The sequence below is a fragment of the Mycolicibacterium fallax genome (assembly GCF_010726955.1).
Lineage (GTDB): Bacteria > Actinomycetota > Actinomycetes > Mycobacteriales > Mycobacteriaceae > Mycobacterium > Mycobacterium fallax.
Window position 1 is genome coordinate 3918304 of the sequence record NZ_AP022603.1, and the last position, 14757, is coordinate 3933060.

At 70.0% G+C, this 14757-nt stretch carries 16 protein-coding genes; 8 read left to right on the top strand and 8 right to left on the bottom strand.

Going from position 1 to position 14757, the window contains the following annotated elements:
• Nucleotides 1-4: 4 nt before the first annotated feature.
• The 6 genes from G6N10_RS18840 to G6N10_RS18865 form a co-directional block, all read right to left on the bottom strand.
• Nucleotides 5-1279, bottom strand: coding sequence for an AI-2E family transporter (locus tag G6N10_RS18840; protein ID WP_163742592.1), 1275 nt, complete (start codon nt 1277-1279; stop codon nt 5-7).
• Between the two features lie 36 nt (nt 1280-1315).
• On the bottom strand, nt 1316-2368 hold the full coding sequence (locus G6N10_RS18845) for an NAD-dependent epimerase/dehydratase family protein (protein ID WP_085100867.1): 1053 nt from the start codon (nt 2366-2368) through the stop codon (nt 1316-1318).
• Between the two features lie 79 nt (nt 2369-2447).
• Nucleotides 2448-3521: a 3-beta-hydroxysteroid dehydrogenase gene (locus G6N10_RS18850; protein ID WP_085100870.1), complete on the bottom strand. Its 1074-nt coding sequence runs from the start codon at nt 3519-3521 to the stop codon at nt 2448-2450.
• Between the two features lie 50 nt (nt 3522-3571).
• A complete protein-coding gene (locus G6N10_RS18855; protein WP_085100873.1) occupies nt 3572-3811 on the bottom strand; it encodes an exodeoxyribonuclease VII small subunit in 240 nt (79 codons plus the stop codon).
• Complete coding sequence (gene xseA, locus G6N10_RS18860; RefSeq protein WP_085100876.1) at nt 3801-5090, bottom strand: exodeoxyribonuclease VII large subunit; 1290 nt, start codon at nt 5088-5090, stop codon at nt 3801-3803. Before xseA ends, G6N10_RS18855 begins: the two co-directional genes overlap by 11 nt.
• Nucleotides 5087-5656, bottom strand: coding sequence for a lipid droplet-associated protein (locus tag G6N10_RS18865; protein ID WP_085100879.1), 570 nt, complete (start codon nt 5654-5656; stop codon nt 5087-5089). The genes xseA and G6N10_RS18865 overlap by 4 nt, the downstream gene beginning before the upstream one ends.
• 76 nt (nt 5657-5732) lie before the next feature.
• On the opposite strand from G6N10_RS18865, the gene G6N10_RS18870 reads away from it, so the two are divergent.
• On the top strand, nt 5733-6734 hold the full coding sequence (locus tag G6N10_RS18870) for a 4-hydroxy-3-methylbut-2-enyl diphosphate reductase (protein WP_085100881.1): 1002 nt from the start codon (nt 5733-5735) through the stop codon (nt 6732-6734).
• A 7-nt stretch (nt 6735-6741) separates the two neighbouring features.
• Here the strand turns inward: G6N10_RS18870 and G6N10_RS18875 are convergent, their stop codons facing one another.
• Nucleotides 6742-7953, bottom strand: coding sequence for a DUF6542 domain-containing protein (locus tag G6N10_RS18875; protein ID WP_133055213.1), 1212 nt, complete (start codon nt 7951-7953; stop codon nt 6742-6744).
• A gap of 94 nt (nt 7954-8047) precedes the next feature.
• On the opposite strand from G6N10_RS18875, the gene ychF reads away from it, so the two are divergent.
• From ychF to G6N10_RS18905, 6 genes are all read left to right on the top strand, one after another.
• The gene (ychF, locus tag G6N10_RS18880; RefSeq protein ID WP_085100887.1) at nt 8048-9127 is read left to right on the top strand and encodes a redox-regulated ATPase YchF; all 1080 of its coding nucleotides are present in this window, start codon (nt 8048-8050) and stop codon (nt 9125-9127) included.
• A gap of 56 nt (nt 9128-9183) precedes the next feature.
• Complete coding sequence (locus tag G6N10_RS18885; RefSeq protein ID WP_085100890.1) at nt 9184-9798, top strand: transglutaminase-like domain-containing protein; 615 nt, start codon at nt 9184-9186, stop codon at nt 9796-9798.
• Nucleotides 9799-9916: 118 nt separating this feature from the next.
• Nucleotides 9917-10816: a DUF1214 domain-containing protein gene (locus G6N10_RS18890; RefSeq protein ID WP_275994570.1), complete on the top strand. Its 900-nt coding sequence runs from the start codon at nt 9917-9919 to the stop codon at nt 10814-10816.
• An 8-nt stretch (nt 10817-10824) separates the two neighbouring features.
• Nucleotides 10825-11304 (top strand): GNAT family N-acetyltransferase, encoded by a 480-nt coding sequence (locus tag G6N10_RS18895; RefSeq protein WP_085100896.1) that lies wholly within the window; start codon nt 10825-10827, stop codon nt 11302-11304.
• Nucleotides 11301-12014, top strand: a complete 714-nt coding sequence (locus G6N10_RS18900; protein ID WP_197745646.1) for an aminoglycoside 3'-phosphotransferase — start codon at nt 11301-11303, stop codon at nt 12012-12014. The genes G6N10_RS18895 and G6N10_RS18900 overlap by 4 nt, the downstream gene beginning before the upstream one ends.
• A 618-nt stretch (nt 12015-12632) precedes the next feature.
• The gene (locus tag G6N10_RS18905; protein WP_085100902.1) at nt 12633-12998 is read left to right on the top strand and encodes a hypothetical protein; all 366 of its coding nucleotides are present in this window, start codon (nt 12633-12635) and stop codon (nt 12996-12998) included.
• Between the two features lie 7 nt (nt 12999-13005).
• Here the strand turns inward: G6N10_RS18905 and G6N10_RS18910 are convergent, their stop codons facing one another.
• The gene (locus G6N10_RS18910) at nt 13006-14079 is read right to left on the bottom strand and encodes a DUF4185 domain-containing protein (RefSeq protein WP_234810705.1); all 1074 of its coding nucleotides are present in this window, start codon (nt 14077-14079) and stop codon (nt 13006-13008) included.
• A gap of 159 nt (nt 14080-14238) precedes the next feature.
• On the opposite strand from G6N10_RS18910, the gene G6N10_RS18915 reads away from it, so the two are divergent.
• Nucleotides 14239-14751, top strand: coding sequence for an OsmC family protein (locus tag G6N10_RS18915; RefSeq protein ID WP_085100908.1), 513 nt, complete (start codon nt 14239-14241; stop codon nt 14749-14751).
• Nucleotides 14752-14757 lie beyond the last annotated feature (6 nt).

Below are 14757 nucleotides of genomic sequence, written 5' to 3' on the forward strand. Positions count from 1 at the left end.
CGGCTCAGTCGCCCGTCGCCGGCGGCCGCCCCGACGCGCCCGCCCCGCCGGCGCCCGCCCCGCCAGCGTCCTCCGACGAGCCCCCCGCCGAGCCGTCCTGCGACCCTTCCGCCGTGCCCTCGGCCAGCACCGGCAGAATCGCCCCGGCCGGGTCCGCGCCCGGCGGCCCGCCGTCCCCGCCCGGCGGCCCGCCGTCGTCCTCGTCGTCCGCCTCGCGGATCGCGACGCCGGCGTACACCTCGCGGTACACGCTGATGGTGGTGACGATGATGATCATCGTCACCGGGCCCAGCACGATGCCCCAGAACCCGAACATGCTCAGGCCGGCGAACACCGCCATCAGCATCAGCGCCGGATCCAGGTGCGCGTTCTTGGGAACCAGGAACGGGCGCAGCAGGTTGTCGATGTTGGTGACCACCAGCAGGTGGAACACCACCACGAAGATGCCGCCGATCACGTTGCCGAACAACGCCATGCCGATGCCGATCGGGATGGTGACGATCCCGGCGCCCAGCGGGATGAACGACAGCGCGGTCAAGAAGATGACGAACATGAAGAAGCCGTCGTGCACGCCGGCGATGTACAGCGACACCGACGCCGCGACGCCCTGGCACAGCGCGATGATGAACTGGCCGCGGACGGTCGCGGTGACCATCGCGCCGACCCGCTCCAGGTACAGGTCGGAGGCCTGCTCGCCCAGCGGGTTCAGGTCGCGGAACAGCGCGAGCACCCGGTCGCCCTTGGTCAGCAGCGACAGGAACACGTAGAGGAAGATGATCGCCGAGGCGATCGCCCACGCGACCCCGCCGACCGACTCGCGCGCCACGCTCAGGGTTGCGCTGCCGACGGTCTGGGCGGCCTTGGAGACCCAGTCCCGGATGCCGTCGGCCGACAGCGACACGTCGAGGTACGGAATGCGCCCGAGTGCGTCGTTGACCGAGCCGAGCACCCGGTTGCCGAGTTCGGTCAGGTCGGTCTTGGCCATCCACTGGCCAACCCCGTTGATCATCTGCGAGATCTGCACGATGGCCAGAAAAAGGATCCCGCCGACCGGGACCAGCACCATCAGGGTCGCCGCCAGCAGCGTCGTCGTCGCCGACAGGCCGGCGTTCATCCGCCGGCGCAGCCGCCGGTAGATCGGGTGGAACAGGTAGGCCAGGATCGCGCCGACGGCCATCAGCACCAGGTAACTGCGCAGGAAGTACGCGCCGAACAGCAGCGCCAGGACCGTCAGGACCGCCAGCGCGCGGCGCTGTGCGGCGGTGAACTGATGCAGCATGGGCCGACCCTATCGCCGCCGGTGGTTGCGGGTTGGTCAGTCCGGCTTCGGATCTCCCAGCCGCGCGCGGATCGCCGTCCACGGGTCGGCGTACTGGCCGGGCCAGCGGTGGTAGGCGGAGCGACGGCTCAGCACCGCCCGCGCGATCGGGCCGGCCAGCTTGAACAGCACTCGCTTGGCGCCGGTGTCGGCGCGGATCTGGGCCATCATCTCCGGCCAGGAGTGCTGCTGGAACTCCAGGATCTGCTGCGCCTCGGCGGTGTCCATCCAGTCGGTGGCAAACCAGTCGACGTCACTGTCGGGGTTGCCGGGCCGGCCCGCGGAGAACCCGCCGCTCATGCCCATCGCGCCGGCCACCCGCTCGGCCACCTCGCCCTGCAGCTGGCGGTGGGTGGCGTCGTCGCCGCCGATCAGCAGGGTCTTGCCGACCGCGCCGTCGCGGACGGTGGCCGCGGAGAACGCCGAGGCGACATCGCGCACGTCGACGGTCTGCAGCCGGCCGTCGGTGGGCAGCACGCTCTCGAAATACAGCATCTCCTCGGGCTGGTTGAGGCTCAGGTTGACGCTGATCACCCCGCCCAGCCGCAGGATCGCCCAGTCCAGCTCGCTGGCCCGGACCAGTTCCTCGGCCGCCAGCTTCTGGCTGCCGTAGAGGTCGCCGGGGACGGTCGGGGTGTCCGCGCGCAGCACCCCGGTGACGGTGTGTGGGTTGCGCGGGCCGTACACCGCGATGCTGGAGGCGTGTACGAACCGCGGCCGGTCGGCCAGCTTGGCGGCGGCGGCCAGCAGGTTGGCGGTGCCGTCGACGTTGACCTTGCGGGCCAGCGCGCGGCGGGAGTAGCAGAACGGGGCGATGATCGCCGCCAGGTGCACGATGGCGGTCGGCTTGACCTCGGCGACCAGCCGCTCGATGGCGGCGGGGTCGGTCAGGTCGGCGTAGCGGACCTCGACGCCGGACATGGTCTCGGCCGCCGCACGGTTGGCCGGCACGTCCAGGTCGGTGGCGACCACCCGGCGGCCCTCACCGGCGATCTGCCGAACGGTCGCGGATCCGACCAGTCCGAAGGCCCCCGTCACCAGAACGGTCATCTGATTCTCCTCCCGAGAGAATGTGCAATTCGCGAAGTCTTGCACACCGTTTCGGGCGGTGCCGAGCCGGCGAGCGGGCTCACTTCTTGGCGGCGTGCTCCATCTCGTGGAACATCGACACGTAGTAGTCCAGGCAGTGCTCGGTGGCGTCGACGGTGGTGTACACCGGCTCGTAGCCCAGGTCACGACGGGCCTTCTCGGTGGAGAAGTAGTTGTCCAGGTAGAGCCGCTCGATGGCGGTCGGCTCCAGCGGCGGGGCCATGATGCCGAACTTGAAGTGCAGCTTCTGCCAGAATGTGACGATCTTGTGGAGCGGCGCGCCGGGCACCCGCAGCTTGGGCCAGCTGCGGCCGCAGGACTCGATGACCGGCCGGGCGAAGTCGAACATGTTGATCGGCTCGCCGTCGTTGATGAAGTACGCCTGGCCGGGGGCGGTGCCGCCGGGCACCAGATGCCGGCCGGCCAGGATGAAGCCGTGCGCCAGGTTGTGCACGTAGGAGTTGTCCAGCTTGGCGTCGGCGCCGCCGATCAGCACCTTGACGTGCCCGGCGATGACGCTCTCGAAGAGCTTGCGGAACATCGTCTGATCGCCGCGGCCCCAGATCCCGCTGGGCCGGATCGAGCAGGTCAGCATGCCCTCGACGCCGTTCTGGGCGAGCACGTAACGCTCCGCGGCCACCTTGGTCTCGGTGTAGAGGTCGTTGAAGCGGTCGGTGTAGGGCAGCGTCTCGTCGCCGCCGGAGATCGGCTGCCCGCCCATCACCACGCTGTTGGAGGCGGTGTAGACGAAGCGCTGCACCCCGGCGTCCTGGGCGGCGCGCACCAGGTTCTGGGTGCCGCCGACGTTGACGGCGAAGTTGCGCTCGCGGTACTCGGGGGTGACCGACGCGCCGCCCATCAGCTCGATGATCGCCGCGGTGTGGAAGATGGTGTCGATGCCCTCGACGGCCTTGGCGACGGCTTCCGGGTCGGTGATGTCGCCGAGGACCGTCTCCAGATTGTCCTGGTCGGGCAGCGGCGAGGGCACGCGATCGGTCGACCGGACCCGATGGCCGGTGGCGAGCAGCTCGCGGACGAGGTTGGCGCCGAGGAAGCCGGAGCCGCCAGTCACCAGGACGTGGCCGAGGTCGGTGGTCAGTGCGGGGTCACCCATGTGACGAGCATAACTGAAACGTGTTCCAGTTATGAATCCCCGGGCGCCGGTCAGTTTCGGTCGGCGTCCTCGGCTCGGGCCGCGGCCGCCAGCGTGTCCTCCACCCGCTGCCGCGCCCCGGCCAGCTGCTCCTCGCAGCGTTTGGCCAGCTGTTCGCCTCTTTCCCAGAGTCGCAGCGACTCATCGAGGGTCAGCCCGCCGCGCTCCAGCACGGCCACCACGTCGATCAGCTCGTCGCGGCACTGCTCGTAGCCGAGTTCACTAATGGGCGTCGCATCGTCAGTGCTCATCGATTCCTCCGTGTTCCTCTGCGGGCAGCCCGCCCGGCAGCTCGCCCGCCGGCAGCGGCCCGGCGCTGTGCGCGGCCAGCGACCCGTCGCTCAGCCGGATCCGCAGCGCCGCGCCGGCCGGGGCATCGGCCACCGAGCGCAGCACCCGGTCCCCGGCGGTGACCACCGCGTAGCCGCGGGCCAGCGTGGCCGCCGGCCCCAGCGTCGAGAGCCGGGCCGAAAGGTGGCCGACCCGTTCGGATTCCGCGTCGAGCTGCCGAATGATGTCCCGGCGCAAGGTCCTTCGAGCCCGGGTGATCTCCTCGCCGCGAGAAGCCAGCGCCGCCAACGGATCGGCCAGCACCGGCCGGGCGCGCAGCCCGGCGACGGCCTTCTCCTCGCGATCAACCCAGTGCCGCAGCGCGCGGGCCGCGCGCTTGTGCAACTCGGCGACCAGCGCCCGCTCGGCGACCGCGTCGGGCACGATCCGCTTGGCCGCATCGGTGGGGGTGGCCGCGCGCAGGTCGGCGACCAGGTCGCAGATCGGGTTGTCCGGCTGGTGGCCGACCGCGCTGATCACCGGGGTGGTGCAGGCCGAAATCGCCCGGCACAGCGTCTCGTCGGAGAACGGCAGCAGATCCTCCACGCTGCCGCCGCCGCGGGCCAGCACGATCACCTCGACGTGCTCGGCGGCGTCGAGTTCGGTCAGCGCCGCGACGATCTGGGCGACGGCCGTCGGCCCCTGCACGGCGGTGTTGCGGATCTCGAAACGCACCGCGGGCCAGCGGGTGGCCGCCACCGTCCGGACGTCGTGCTCGGCGGCGCTGGCCCGGCCGGTGATCAGCCCGACGGTGCCGGGCAGGAACGGGATCGGGCGTTTGAGCCGCGGATCGAACAGGCCCTCGGCCTCCAGCAGCCGGCGCAGCCGGTCGATCCGGGCCAGCAGCTCACCGATGCCGACCGCGTGAATCTCGGTGACCCGCAACGACAGTGTGCCGCGGCCGGTGTAGAAGTTCGGCTTGCCGTGCACGATGACCCGGGCGCCCTCGGTCACCTCCACCGGGCCGGCGGTCACCAGCTCCCGCGGGCAGGTCAGGCTCAGCGACATGTCGGCGGCCGGATCGCGCAGCGTGATGAACGCGGTCCGGGTGCCCGGCCGCAATGACATCTGCGCGATCTGGCCCTCCACCCAGACGCTGCCGAGCCGGTCGATCCAGCCGGCGATCCGGGTGGCCACCGACCGGACCGGGAACGGGTTCTCCGGGGACTGGCCCGGGGCGGCCTGCGCCGGTGAACTCACTTGGCGGTGGCGCGGGTGATCCGGTTGGCCAGCAGGGTCTGGAACGGGGCGCGGGCCTTGCCGGCCTCCTCGTAGGTCAGCAGCTGTTCGAGTTCGTCGACCGACAGCGACTGCAGCCGCGAGCGCAGCTGCGCCAGCGTCAGCTCGGCGTAGCCGATCTCGGTGGCCACCGGCGGCGCGGCGATCGTCGCGGCCGGTGCCTCGGCGGCCTGCTCGGCGCGCACGGCGGCCTGGGCGTCCTCCTCGGAGACCGAGTACAGCGCGAACCGGCCCTCGGTCAGCCGCTCGGTGGGCGCCGCGGCGGGGGCGGTGGTCGCGTCCTCGTCCTCGTCGAAGACCGCCCAGGCCGGCTGCTCGTCGTTGGGCGGGAACAGGGCCTCCAGCGTGGCGTCCCCGCGGATGACGAGTTCGGCGACGTCCTGCTGCATCTTCATCACCAGCTGGGCGAACTGACTGGCCAGGGTCATCGGGTACATGAGGATCGTCTGGGGCAGCTTCTTGGTCTCTTCGACGGCGGTGACGGCCACGCCGACCAGAAGCCGGACCCCATACGGTGCGCTAGACATGGTTGTCAGCGTACGTTGACGGGCCCGGATGCTCGCTCGGTAGTGGCGGCGTGGTGCGTCGACGTACCCTGGAGCCATGCCGCCATCTGTGAACATGGGTATCCCTGGGGTGTCTCGCGCGGTGGCAGCACCGGTCGAGGGCAAGCGTGTGCTGCTGGCCGAGCCGCGCGGCTACTGCGCCGGGGTGGACCGAGCCGTCGAGACCGTCGAGCGTGCGCTGGAGAAGTTCGGCGCCCCCGTCTACGTGCGCCACGAGATCGTGCACAACCGCCACGTGGTGGAGACCCTGGCCCGGGCCGGGGCGATCTTCGTCGACGAGTGCGACGAGGTGCCCGAGGGCGCCACCGTGGTGTTCTCCGCGCACGGGGTGGCCCCCACCGTGCACGAGTCGGCCGCCGAGCGCGAGCTGAAGGTGATCGATGCCACCTGCCCGCTGGTCACCAAGGTGCACAACGAGGCCAAGCGGTTCGCCCGCGACGACTACGACATCCTGCTGATCGGCCACGAGGGCCACGAGGAGGTGGTCGGGACCGCCGGTGAGGCGCCCGATCACGTCCAGCTGGTCGACGGGCCCGACGCGGTCGACAACGTGGTGGTCCGCGACGAGGACAAGGTGATCTGGCTGTCCCAGACCACGCTGAGCGTCGACGAGACCATGGAAACCGTCAGCCGGCTGCGGGAAAAGTTCCCCAAGCTGCAGGACCCGCCGAGCGACGACATCTGCTACGCCACCCAGAACCGCCAGGTCGCGGTCAAGGCGATGGCACCCGAATGCGACCTGGTGATCGTGGTCGGGTCGCGCAACTCGTCGAACTCGGTGCGGCTGGTGGAGGTGGCGCTGGGCGCCGGCGCCGCCGCGTCGCACCTGGTCGACTACGCCGACGACATCGATCCGGCCTGGCTCGACGACGTCGTCTCCATCGGCGTGACGTCCGGGGCCTCGGTGCCCGAGGTGCTGGTCCGCGGGGTGCTCGACCGGCTGGCCGACTTCGGGTTCAACACCGTGCAGCCGGTGACGACGGCCAACGAGACGCTGGTCTTCGCGTTGCCACGGGAGATCCGGGCCGCGCGCCGCTGAACGTCGCTCAGTCCCGGGGTCCGCGGCTGTGCCGCGACGGCCGCGGGTCCGGGGCGCCCGAATCGGGGGTGTCCTCACCGCGGTAACGCACCCGGGAAACCGGGTGGTGGCCGCCGTTGGCGCCGCCGGTCGGGCGGCGCCGAGGCGGCTCGGCGGGGGCGTCTTCGAGGTACCGGTGCGGGCGCGGCCGCGGGCGGCTCTGCTCGCCGCGGCGGTACTCCTCGGGGTCCCGCCGGTAGCCCGGAGCCGGCGGGCGATACCCCTCGGCCGGCGGCCGGTACCCCTCGTAGCCACGGCGCGGGTCCTCGCGGCGGTAGCCCTCCGGCGGCGGGCGGCGCCGCGGCGGCGGCGCGTACGGATCCTGCTCGTCCCGGCGGCGCGACGGGTACCCCTCGGGATCGCCGGGCGCGCGGCGGCGCCGGGCGGGGACGTCCTGCTCGCCGGCGGGCCGGCGGCGCCGCGGCGGCTCGCCGTACTCGTCGAGATCTGCGGCGGCGGCATGCCTGCGGCGGCGGGGTTCGGGGGCACCGCGATCGTCCATCGGCGGACGGGCGTGCCGGGAGCGCGCGGAGGCCGGGCGGTTGGCGCGACGCCGGCCGGTGTCGGTGCGGGCGGCCCGCCGCGGTGCGACGGCCTCCTCGTCTTCCTCGTCGGTGGCGCCGCCGCGGATCGAGTCCACCGCGTGTTTGATCGCGGCCGTGGCCCCGGCCAGCAACGCCGCCGCGCGGACCCCCAGCGCACCGGTCGACGTCGGCTCGGCGGCCGAGTCGACGTCGGCGTCGGGGCGCCGGGAACCGAAATACCAGCGCGCCATCCCGATCAGCAGCACCACCACGGAGGTGGTGAACATCAGCAGAAACCGGTCGATCAGCGGATAACCGCAGTTGATCAGGATGTCCTTGAGGCCCTGGATGCTCGCGTGGTGGAACAGGTAGTAGGCCGAGGGCACCGCGACGAACAGGATGATCGGCGGCTGCACCACCGCGGTGAACAGCCCGGACTGGCGCACCATCAGGGCCGCGGCCACGCAGCCGAGGAAGTACAGCACGGCAAACACCACGGAGAGCTCGCCGCTGCCGGTGACGGAGTCAAAAGCGATGCCGAGCAGGGTCGCGGTGCAGGCAATGAGGACCGCCGCCCACCACTGCACACCGTTGATTGCGGGGTGCGCGGAGGCGTCTTCGGCCGCGATTGACGGCCTCGCTCGCTGCGCTGGCACACGTAGACCGTACCGGCAATGCCTGGGAGCGAACGTCGGCATGGCGCATCCGCGCATGTCGGGCGTCGCCGTGAAGGCATAGACTCTTGCCCTCGTGAGCCTGAACTTGGGAATCGTGGGTCTGCCGAACGTCGGGAAGTCGACGTTGTTCAACGCCCTGACCAACAACGACGTGTTGGCGGCCAACTATCCGTTCGCGACCATCGAGCCGAACGAGGGCATGGTGCCGCTGCCGGACCCGCGGCTCGCCGAGCTCGCCGAGATCTTCGGCTCGGAGAAGCTTGTCCCGGCCCCGGTGCGCTTCGTCGACATCGCCGGCATCGTCAAGGGCGCCTCCGAGGGCGCCGGGCTGGGCAACAAATTCCTGGCCAACATCCGCGAATGCGACGCGATCTGCCAGGTGGTGCGGGTGTTCGCCGACGACGACGTGGTGCACGTCGACGGCCGGGTCGACCCCCGCTCGGACATCGCGGTGATCGAGACCGAGCTGATCCTGGCCGACATGCAGACCCTGGAGAAGGCGGTGCCCCGGCTGGAGAAGGAGGCCCGCAACAACAAGGAACGCAAGCCGGTGCTCGATGCCGCGGTGGCCGCCTCGGCGGTGCTGGATTCGGGGACGACGCTGTTCGCCGCCGGGAAGTCCGTCGACACCGAGCTGCTGCGCGAGCTGAACCTGCTCACCATCAAGCCGTTCCTCTACGTCTTCAACGCCGACGAATCGGTGCTCACCGATGCGGCGAAGATCACCGAGCTGCGCGAGCTGGTGGCCCCGGCCGACGCGGTGTTCCTGGACGCCAAGATCGAGGCCGAGCTGGCCGAGCTCGACGACGAGTCCGCGCTGGAGCTGCTGGAGTCGATCGGGCAGAGCGAGCGTGGCCTGGACGCGCTGGCCCGCGCCGGCTTCCACACCCTGAAGCTGCAGACCTACCTGACCGCCGGCCCCAAGGAGGCCCGGGCCTGGACCATTCACCAGGGCGACACCGCGCCGAAGGCCGCCGGGGTGATCCACTCCGATTTCGAGAAGGGCTTCATCAAGGCCGAGATCGTCTCCTTCGAGGACCTGAAGGCGGCCGGGTCGATGGCCGCCGCCAAGGCCGCCGGCAAGGTCCGGATGGAGGGCAAGGACTACGTGATGGCCGACGGGGACGTGGTCGAGTTCCGCTTCAACGTGTAGGGGCACGGCCCGCTCCGGTGCGCATCGACAGCCACCGGCCGGGCTAACCTGCACCGGTGATTGCAGTGGCGGATTTCGAGGACTATCTCGGTGAAGACGAGTTCATCGAGGTCTCCCACCAAGACGTCCGAGCCCTGGCCGGGGAGTTGCGGAGCCGGTCGGGCGACGACGTGGCCTTCGCCCGCGCCACCTTCGAATGGGTCCGCGATCGCGTCGGACATTCCTATGACGTCGCAGATCCCCGAGTGACGTTGACCGCCACCGAGGTTCTCGAACACCGCGTCGGGCTCTGCTACGCCAAGTCGCACCTGTTGACGGCACTGCTACGCGCAGAGGGCCTCCCGACGGGTCTGTGTTACCAGCGACTGGTGCACGGGCCCGGGCATGTATTGCACGGACTCGTCGCGATCCACCTCGACGGCGCCTGGCACCGTCAGGACCCACGTGGCAACAACCCCGAGGTTGATGCGCAGTTCTCGCTGGGACGCGAAAGGCTTGCCTGGCAGGCAGATACCGCCAGTGGAGAGGTCGACTACCCGCAGATCTTTGCCTCCCCGGCGCCCTGCGTAGTCGCGGCACTGCGCGGCGCGACCGACGTGCTCGTGCTCTACGGCGGGGGCTTGCCGACCGGTCTCGATGCGCCCGACGGCCACCCGATGCCACGGACCTGAACGTTTAACCGCGATACAACCCGGTGGGTTCCGGGCTAACGTCCAAGAAGAAGATCGGAGACCGCACGTGGCTATCAGGGTGAACGTCGACAACTTTGTCCGAGCGGAGACGCACCGGATGTTCTCGGTCAATCAGGACGTGGCCGGGGGCGTGGGGCGGTTCCTGCACAACCGGACGCCGGCGCGCATCGACGAACAAGCGGTGATCCGGCTCAACCGGGACACCCTCTACAGCTTTGCCGTCGTCGACCTTTTGCAGCCGGCCACCCTGACCCTGCCGGAGGCCGGCGGCCGGTATCTGTCGGCGATGATCGTGAACGAAGACCACTACGTCAACCGTGTGCTGCATGAGCCGGGGGAGTATCAGCTCACCAGCGACGAGGCCGGCTCCCGATACGTTTTCGTCGGCGTGCGGACCCTGGTGGATCCCAACGACCCCAACGATCTCGCGGCCGTATCGAAGGTGCAGGACGGTCTCGCCCTCACCCCGTCGTCGTCCGAGCCGTTCGTCCTGCCCGACTATGACACCGGCAGCCTGGATGCAACTCGAAGCGCGTTGCTCGAACTGGCCAGCGGCCTCCAGGGTTTCGACCGGACGTTCGGCACCCGGGATGAGGTCGACCCGGTCCGGCACCTGATCGGCTGCGCCGCGGGCTGGGGCGGGCTGCCCTCGTCGGAGGCCATGTACATCGGTATCGACCCGAAATTGCCGCCGGGTGACTACGAATTGGTGTTCACCGGTGTTCCGGTTGACGCGTTCTGGTCGGTGTCGGTGTACAACGCCCGAGGATTCTTCGAGCCGAACCCGAAGGATCTGTACACCGTCAACAGTGTGACCGGCGTCCGTGGCGACGACGGGTCGGTCACCGTGCGGTTCGTCGGCTCGGCCGAGGGTGCGACGCAGCCGAATTCAATCGTCACGCCCGAGGGCTGGAACTACGTCATTCGGCTGTATCAGCCGCGAGCGGAGATCCGCGAGGGCCGTTGGGCCGCACCGACACTGACCCCGAGCAGCTAGCGCCGAGAATGGCGGACTTGGTCGACGGCGTCACCATCCGCAGTCTGCTTGGGCCGCAGGAGTACCCGCGACTGGTGCGGGTGTGGCGCAGCGCCGTCGATGCCACCCACGACTTCCTCGCCGAGGAGCACCGCGACGAGATCGAGTCGAGGCTCGCCTCGGACTACTTTCCGCACGTCGATCTGCGGATAGCCGACGCTGACGGCATCCCGGTCGGGTTTGCCGGGGTCGCCGACGGGAAACTGGAGATGCTGTTCGTCGAGGACGGCCAGCGCGGTCGGGGGATCGGGAGCGCGCTGCTGTCGCTGGTCGTCGCCGAGTGCGGCGTGACGGCCGTCGACGTCAATGAACAGAATCCGCTGGCCGCAGAGTTCTACCGGCGCCGTGGTTTCACCGTCGCCGGCAGGAGCGCGGTCGACGATCAGGGCCGGCCCTATCCGATGCTGCACCTGGAGCTTGGCGATCCCGGCGCGGACCGATCCCGGTGACCTCGGACGGGCCGCTGCCGGACCAGGTCGTCGAGCTCGCCGGCTCGGACCATATCGCCGAATTCTGGCGAAATGAGCTGGACGGAAGGACCTTTCGTGTGCAGGGCCGCGAGGGAACCCGCTATATCAAGTGGCAGCCCTATGCCGGCCTGGAGCCACAGCGGCGTGCCGATGTGGACCTCGCGGCGGAAGCCGACAAGCTGCGCTGGGCCGGTCTATACGTTCCCGTCCCGCGTGTGCTCGACGGTGGCACGGCCGGCGATTGCGGCTGGCTGATCACCGAGGGGATCGACGCCGTCTCTGCGGTCGACGCGCGCTGGCGCACCTGCCCGGAGGTCGCCGTCATCGCAATCGCCAAGGGCCTGCGGCGCTTGCACGACGCGCTGCCGGTCGAGGAGTGCCCGTACCGCGGTTCGTGGGTCGACGCCGACGCCTCGAGGCTGCCCGAACCGGAGCACCTGGTGGTCTGCCACGGCGATGCCTGCGTGCCGAACACGCTGCTGAGCCAGGACGGTGAGTTCGTCGCGCATGTGGACCTGTCGCGGCTCGGCGTCGCCGACCGCTGGGCCGATCTGGCGATCGCGACCTACAGCATCGGCTGGGACTTCAACTTCGGGCAGAACTACGACGAGCTGTTCTTCGACACCTACGGCGTGCACCCCGATTTCGAGCGGATCCGGATCTACCGGGAACTCTGGGATGCGCCGTGATGGGCGGGGTGCGGGGCGAACGCCGGGACCGTGGGGCGCTGGGCATCGAGTGAGAACACCGGGACGTTGGTGAGAATTGGCGGCGGACCTCGTCATCGAGTGAGACCTCAGGGAGGTTGGTGAGAACTGGCGTCGGTCGGCTGCATCGAGTGAGAACACCGGGACGTTGGTGAGTATTGACGCGGGGCTCCGTCATCGAGTGAGACCTCAGGGAGCTTGGTGAGAACACAGGGACGCTGGTGAGACTCCAGGGTGGACCTCGTCATCGAGTGAGAACTCAGGGCGGGGTCTACTCGAACAACGCATCCCTAGATTCTCTTTCGATGAAACAGCCCGCTGTCAGTTCTCACCAACGTCCCTGGGTTCTCACCAAGCTCCCTGGGTTCTCAGTCGACGGGAGCCCCGCCACCGGTTCTCGCCAACGTCCCCCAGTTCTCACTCGATGCAGCCGACCCGCGCCGGTTCTCACCAGCGTCCCTGGGTTCTCAGTCGATGGGAGCCCCCCACCTCAGCCGCCCTGCCCAGCCCCAGCCCCCGGCCAAGGTCGGACTACGGTGACAGGGCCACATCCAGGTTCGACAGGTAGGGAGACGCCGCGGTATGCAGCCTCAACAGCCCATGGGTTTTGTCGACCTCACGCTGCAGGGCAGCGTCCTGACGGCGAACATGATCCCGCCCGAGGTCTCGATCAACGGCTACCGGATTCCCGCCAGCTACGGCTTGCAGCGGGTCCCGATGCCCGCCGGCCCGGTGCACATCGAGGCGAGTGCGCAGTGGATGCGGCGCTACGGGCAGGCCTCGCTGAGCTTCATGCTGGCACCGGGGCAGTGCGTGCCGGTGTTCTACGCCCCGCCGATGCACCAGTTCACCACCGGTTCGATGGGCCACGAGCCGCAGCAGCGCAAGGGCCTGGGCGCCATGCTGGCCGTGACCATTCCGGTGGTGCTGATCCTGCTGCTCGCGGTGCTGCTCACCGCGATCTGAGCCCGGCTCACCGCCGCGGATGCGCCTGAAACAGCAGCACGCAGTAGGTCGCGTTCGTCGCGGTGATCCATTGGCTGACAAACAGATTCAGATTGTTCAGCGTTGAGGTCGGCAGCAGGTAGCCGCCGTAGGGCTGCAGCACCGACACCGCGGTGGTGCCGGGATCGTTGTGCGCGACGACGGTCGGCGTGCCGTCGCTGAAGATGCGCACCGGATCATCGGCGACTCGCACCTCGACCTGCCAGATGCCGGTCGTGCTGTTGAATCCGGACATCACCGCGCGGCCGCCGATCTGGCGGAAACTGAGCTCCCCGAACCGATCCGCGCTGATCGCCGCGGTGGCCGGGATTCCGGGCACACCCCAGCCGTCGCCGGTCCAGGGCTGCCAGCTCGCGCGGTCGGCGACCCGGTCGGGCGCGACCCGGTACAGCGTGACGGGCTGGCTGCGGTCGAAGGCATCGGCGACGATGTAGACCGTGCCGTCGCCGGCCTGATACCCGCTGATCTGGGTGGGGTGCCCGCCGACGGCGGTCCCGGGGTGACGGTTGGCCGGGCCCGGTGCGGCCTTCGGCGTCCACGGCCGCCACGACCCGGGCACCGGATCCCAGCCCAGGCTCGGGGTGTCGGTGACCCGGGTCAGCCACGAGCCGCCGACCGGGTTCAAATCGACGGTCCCGACCACCAGCATGTAGGTGGTGCCGTCGCGCAGCACAATGCTGCCCGCCGGCAGGGTGTTGCGGCCCGCGGCCTGCGCCGGCGGACGAAACAGCACGTTGGCGCCGTCCGGCCCGGTCAGTGGCGGGCCGAAGGTCGGCGCGCCGCGCACCCCGAAGGTCACCGGCACCGCGACCGACGGGTAGTGCGCCCCGGCGAAGGCGGCCGCGCCGCTGAAGGAGTCCCCGAAGATCGCCAGGTGTCGCCCGCTCGGGGTGGTCACCACCTCGCCGAGATCGACGGCGCCGATGCCCGGTACCCCGGGGTTGCTGCCGGTGCCGGCGACTGAACCCAGATTGCGTACCTGCCCCGGACCCAGCACGCCGCCGATCAGGGCCCCGGGCGCCGGTGCCGAATGTCTGCCCACCGTCTCGCCTTTCGTGCAGCGCGCCGGCGCCCCCGTCACCGCCCCGCCCGATCATCGTAGGTTCGCCGCAAGCCGCCGCGCCAGAGCCGACGGGCGGGTTTGATTCGGCCCGAGCGCAACCGGTCACCGGGCCCACGCCGATTGATAGCGTCGGTCACCATGACCACCTCGACAACACATCTGGGCGCGATCATCGCCGCGACCGACGACGCCATCGCCGCCGACACCGCCAACGCCCAAGTGGTGTTCCGCGCGTCGGCCTCGGCGCACGACACGGTGGCCAGCACCGTCACCCTCGGCAAGTACCGGGTCGAGGTCGACGAGCCGCCCGCCCTCGGCGGGGAGAACGCGGCGCCCAACCCGGTCGAGTACTACCTGGCCTCGCTGCTGTCCTGCCAGATCGTCACCTGGCGGTTCTGGGCGGAGAAGCTGGGCATCGCCGTCGAGGACATCAGCGCCCGGGCCGAGGGCGATCTCGACGTCCGGGGATTTTTCGGGTTCGACGACGCCGTCCGCGCGGGCTTCGGTGAGGTCCGGGTGGTGGTGACGGTGACCGGCCCGGAGAGCCCGCAGCGCTACCGCGAGTTGCACGAGGCGGTCGAGGCGCATTGCCCGGTGCTGGATCTGACCCGCAACGCCACGCCGGTGTCGACGGTCCTGCGCACCGCCTGAGCCGGT

Bases quoted from the DNA above. Each gene is read 5' to 3' on its own strand.
- G6N10_RS18840 (WP_163742592.1), bottom strand. From the start codon at position 1,279: ATGCTGCATCAGTTCACCGCCGCACAGCGCCGCGCGCTGGCGGTCCTG.
- G6N10_RS18845 (WP_085100867.1), bottom strand. From the start codon at position 2,368: ATGACCGTTCTGGTGACGGGGGCCTTCGGACTGGTCGGATCCGCGACC.
- G6N10_RS18850 (WP_085100870.1), bottom strand. From the start codon at position 3,521: ATGGGTGACCCCGCACTGACCACCGACCTCGGCCACGTCCTGGTGACT.
- G6N10_RS18855 (WP_085100873.1), bottom strand. From the start codon at position 3,811: ATGAGCACTGACGATGCGACGCCCATTAGTGAACTCGGCTACGAGCAG.
- G6N10_RS18865 (WP_085100879.1), bottom strand. From the start codon at position 5,656: ATGTCTAGCGCACCGTATGGGGTCCGGCTTCTGGTCGGCGTGGCCGTC.
- G6N10_RS18870 (WP_085100881.1), top strand. From the start codon at position 5,733: ATGCCGCCATCTGTGAACATGGGTATCCCTGGGGTGTCTCGCGCGGTG.
- G6N10_RS18890 (WP_275994570.1), top strand. From the start codon at position 9,917: ATGTTCTCGGTCAATCAGGACGTGGCCGGGGGCGTGGGGCGGTTCCTG.
- G6N10_RS18895 (WP_085100896.1), top strand. From the start codon at position 10,825: ATGGCGGACTTGGTCGACGGCGTCACCATCCGCAGTCTGCTTGGGCCG.
- G6N10_RS18905 (WP_085100902.1), top strand. From the start codon at position 12,633: ATGGGTTTTGTCGACCTCACGCTGCAGGGCAGCGTCCTGACGGCGAAC.
- G6N10_RS18915 (WP_085100908.1), top strand. From the start codon at position 14,239: ATGACCACCTCGACAACACATCTGGGCGCGATCATCGCCGCGACCGAC.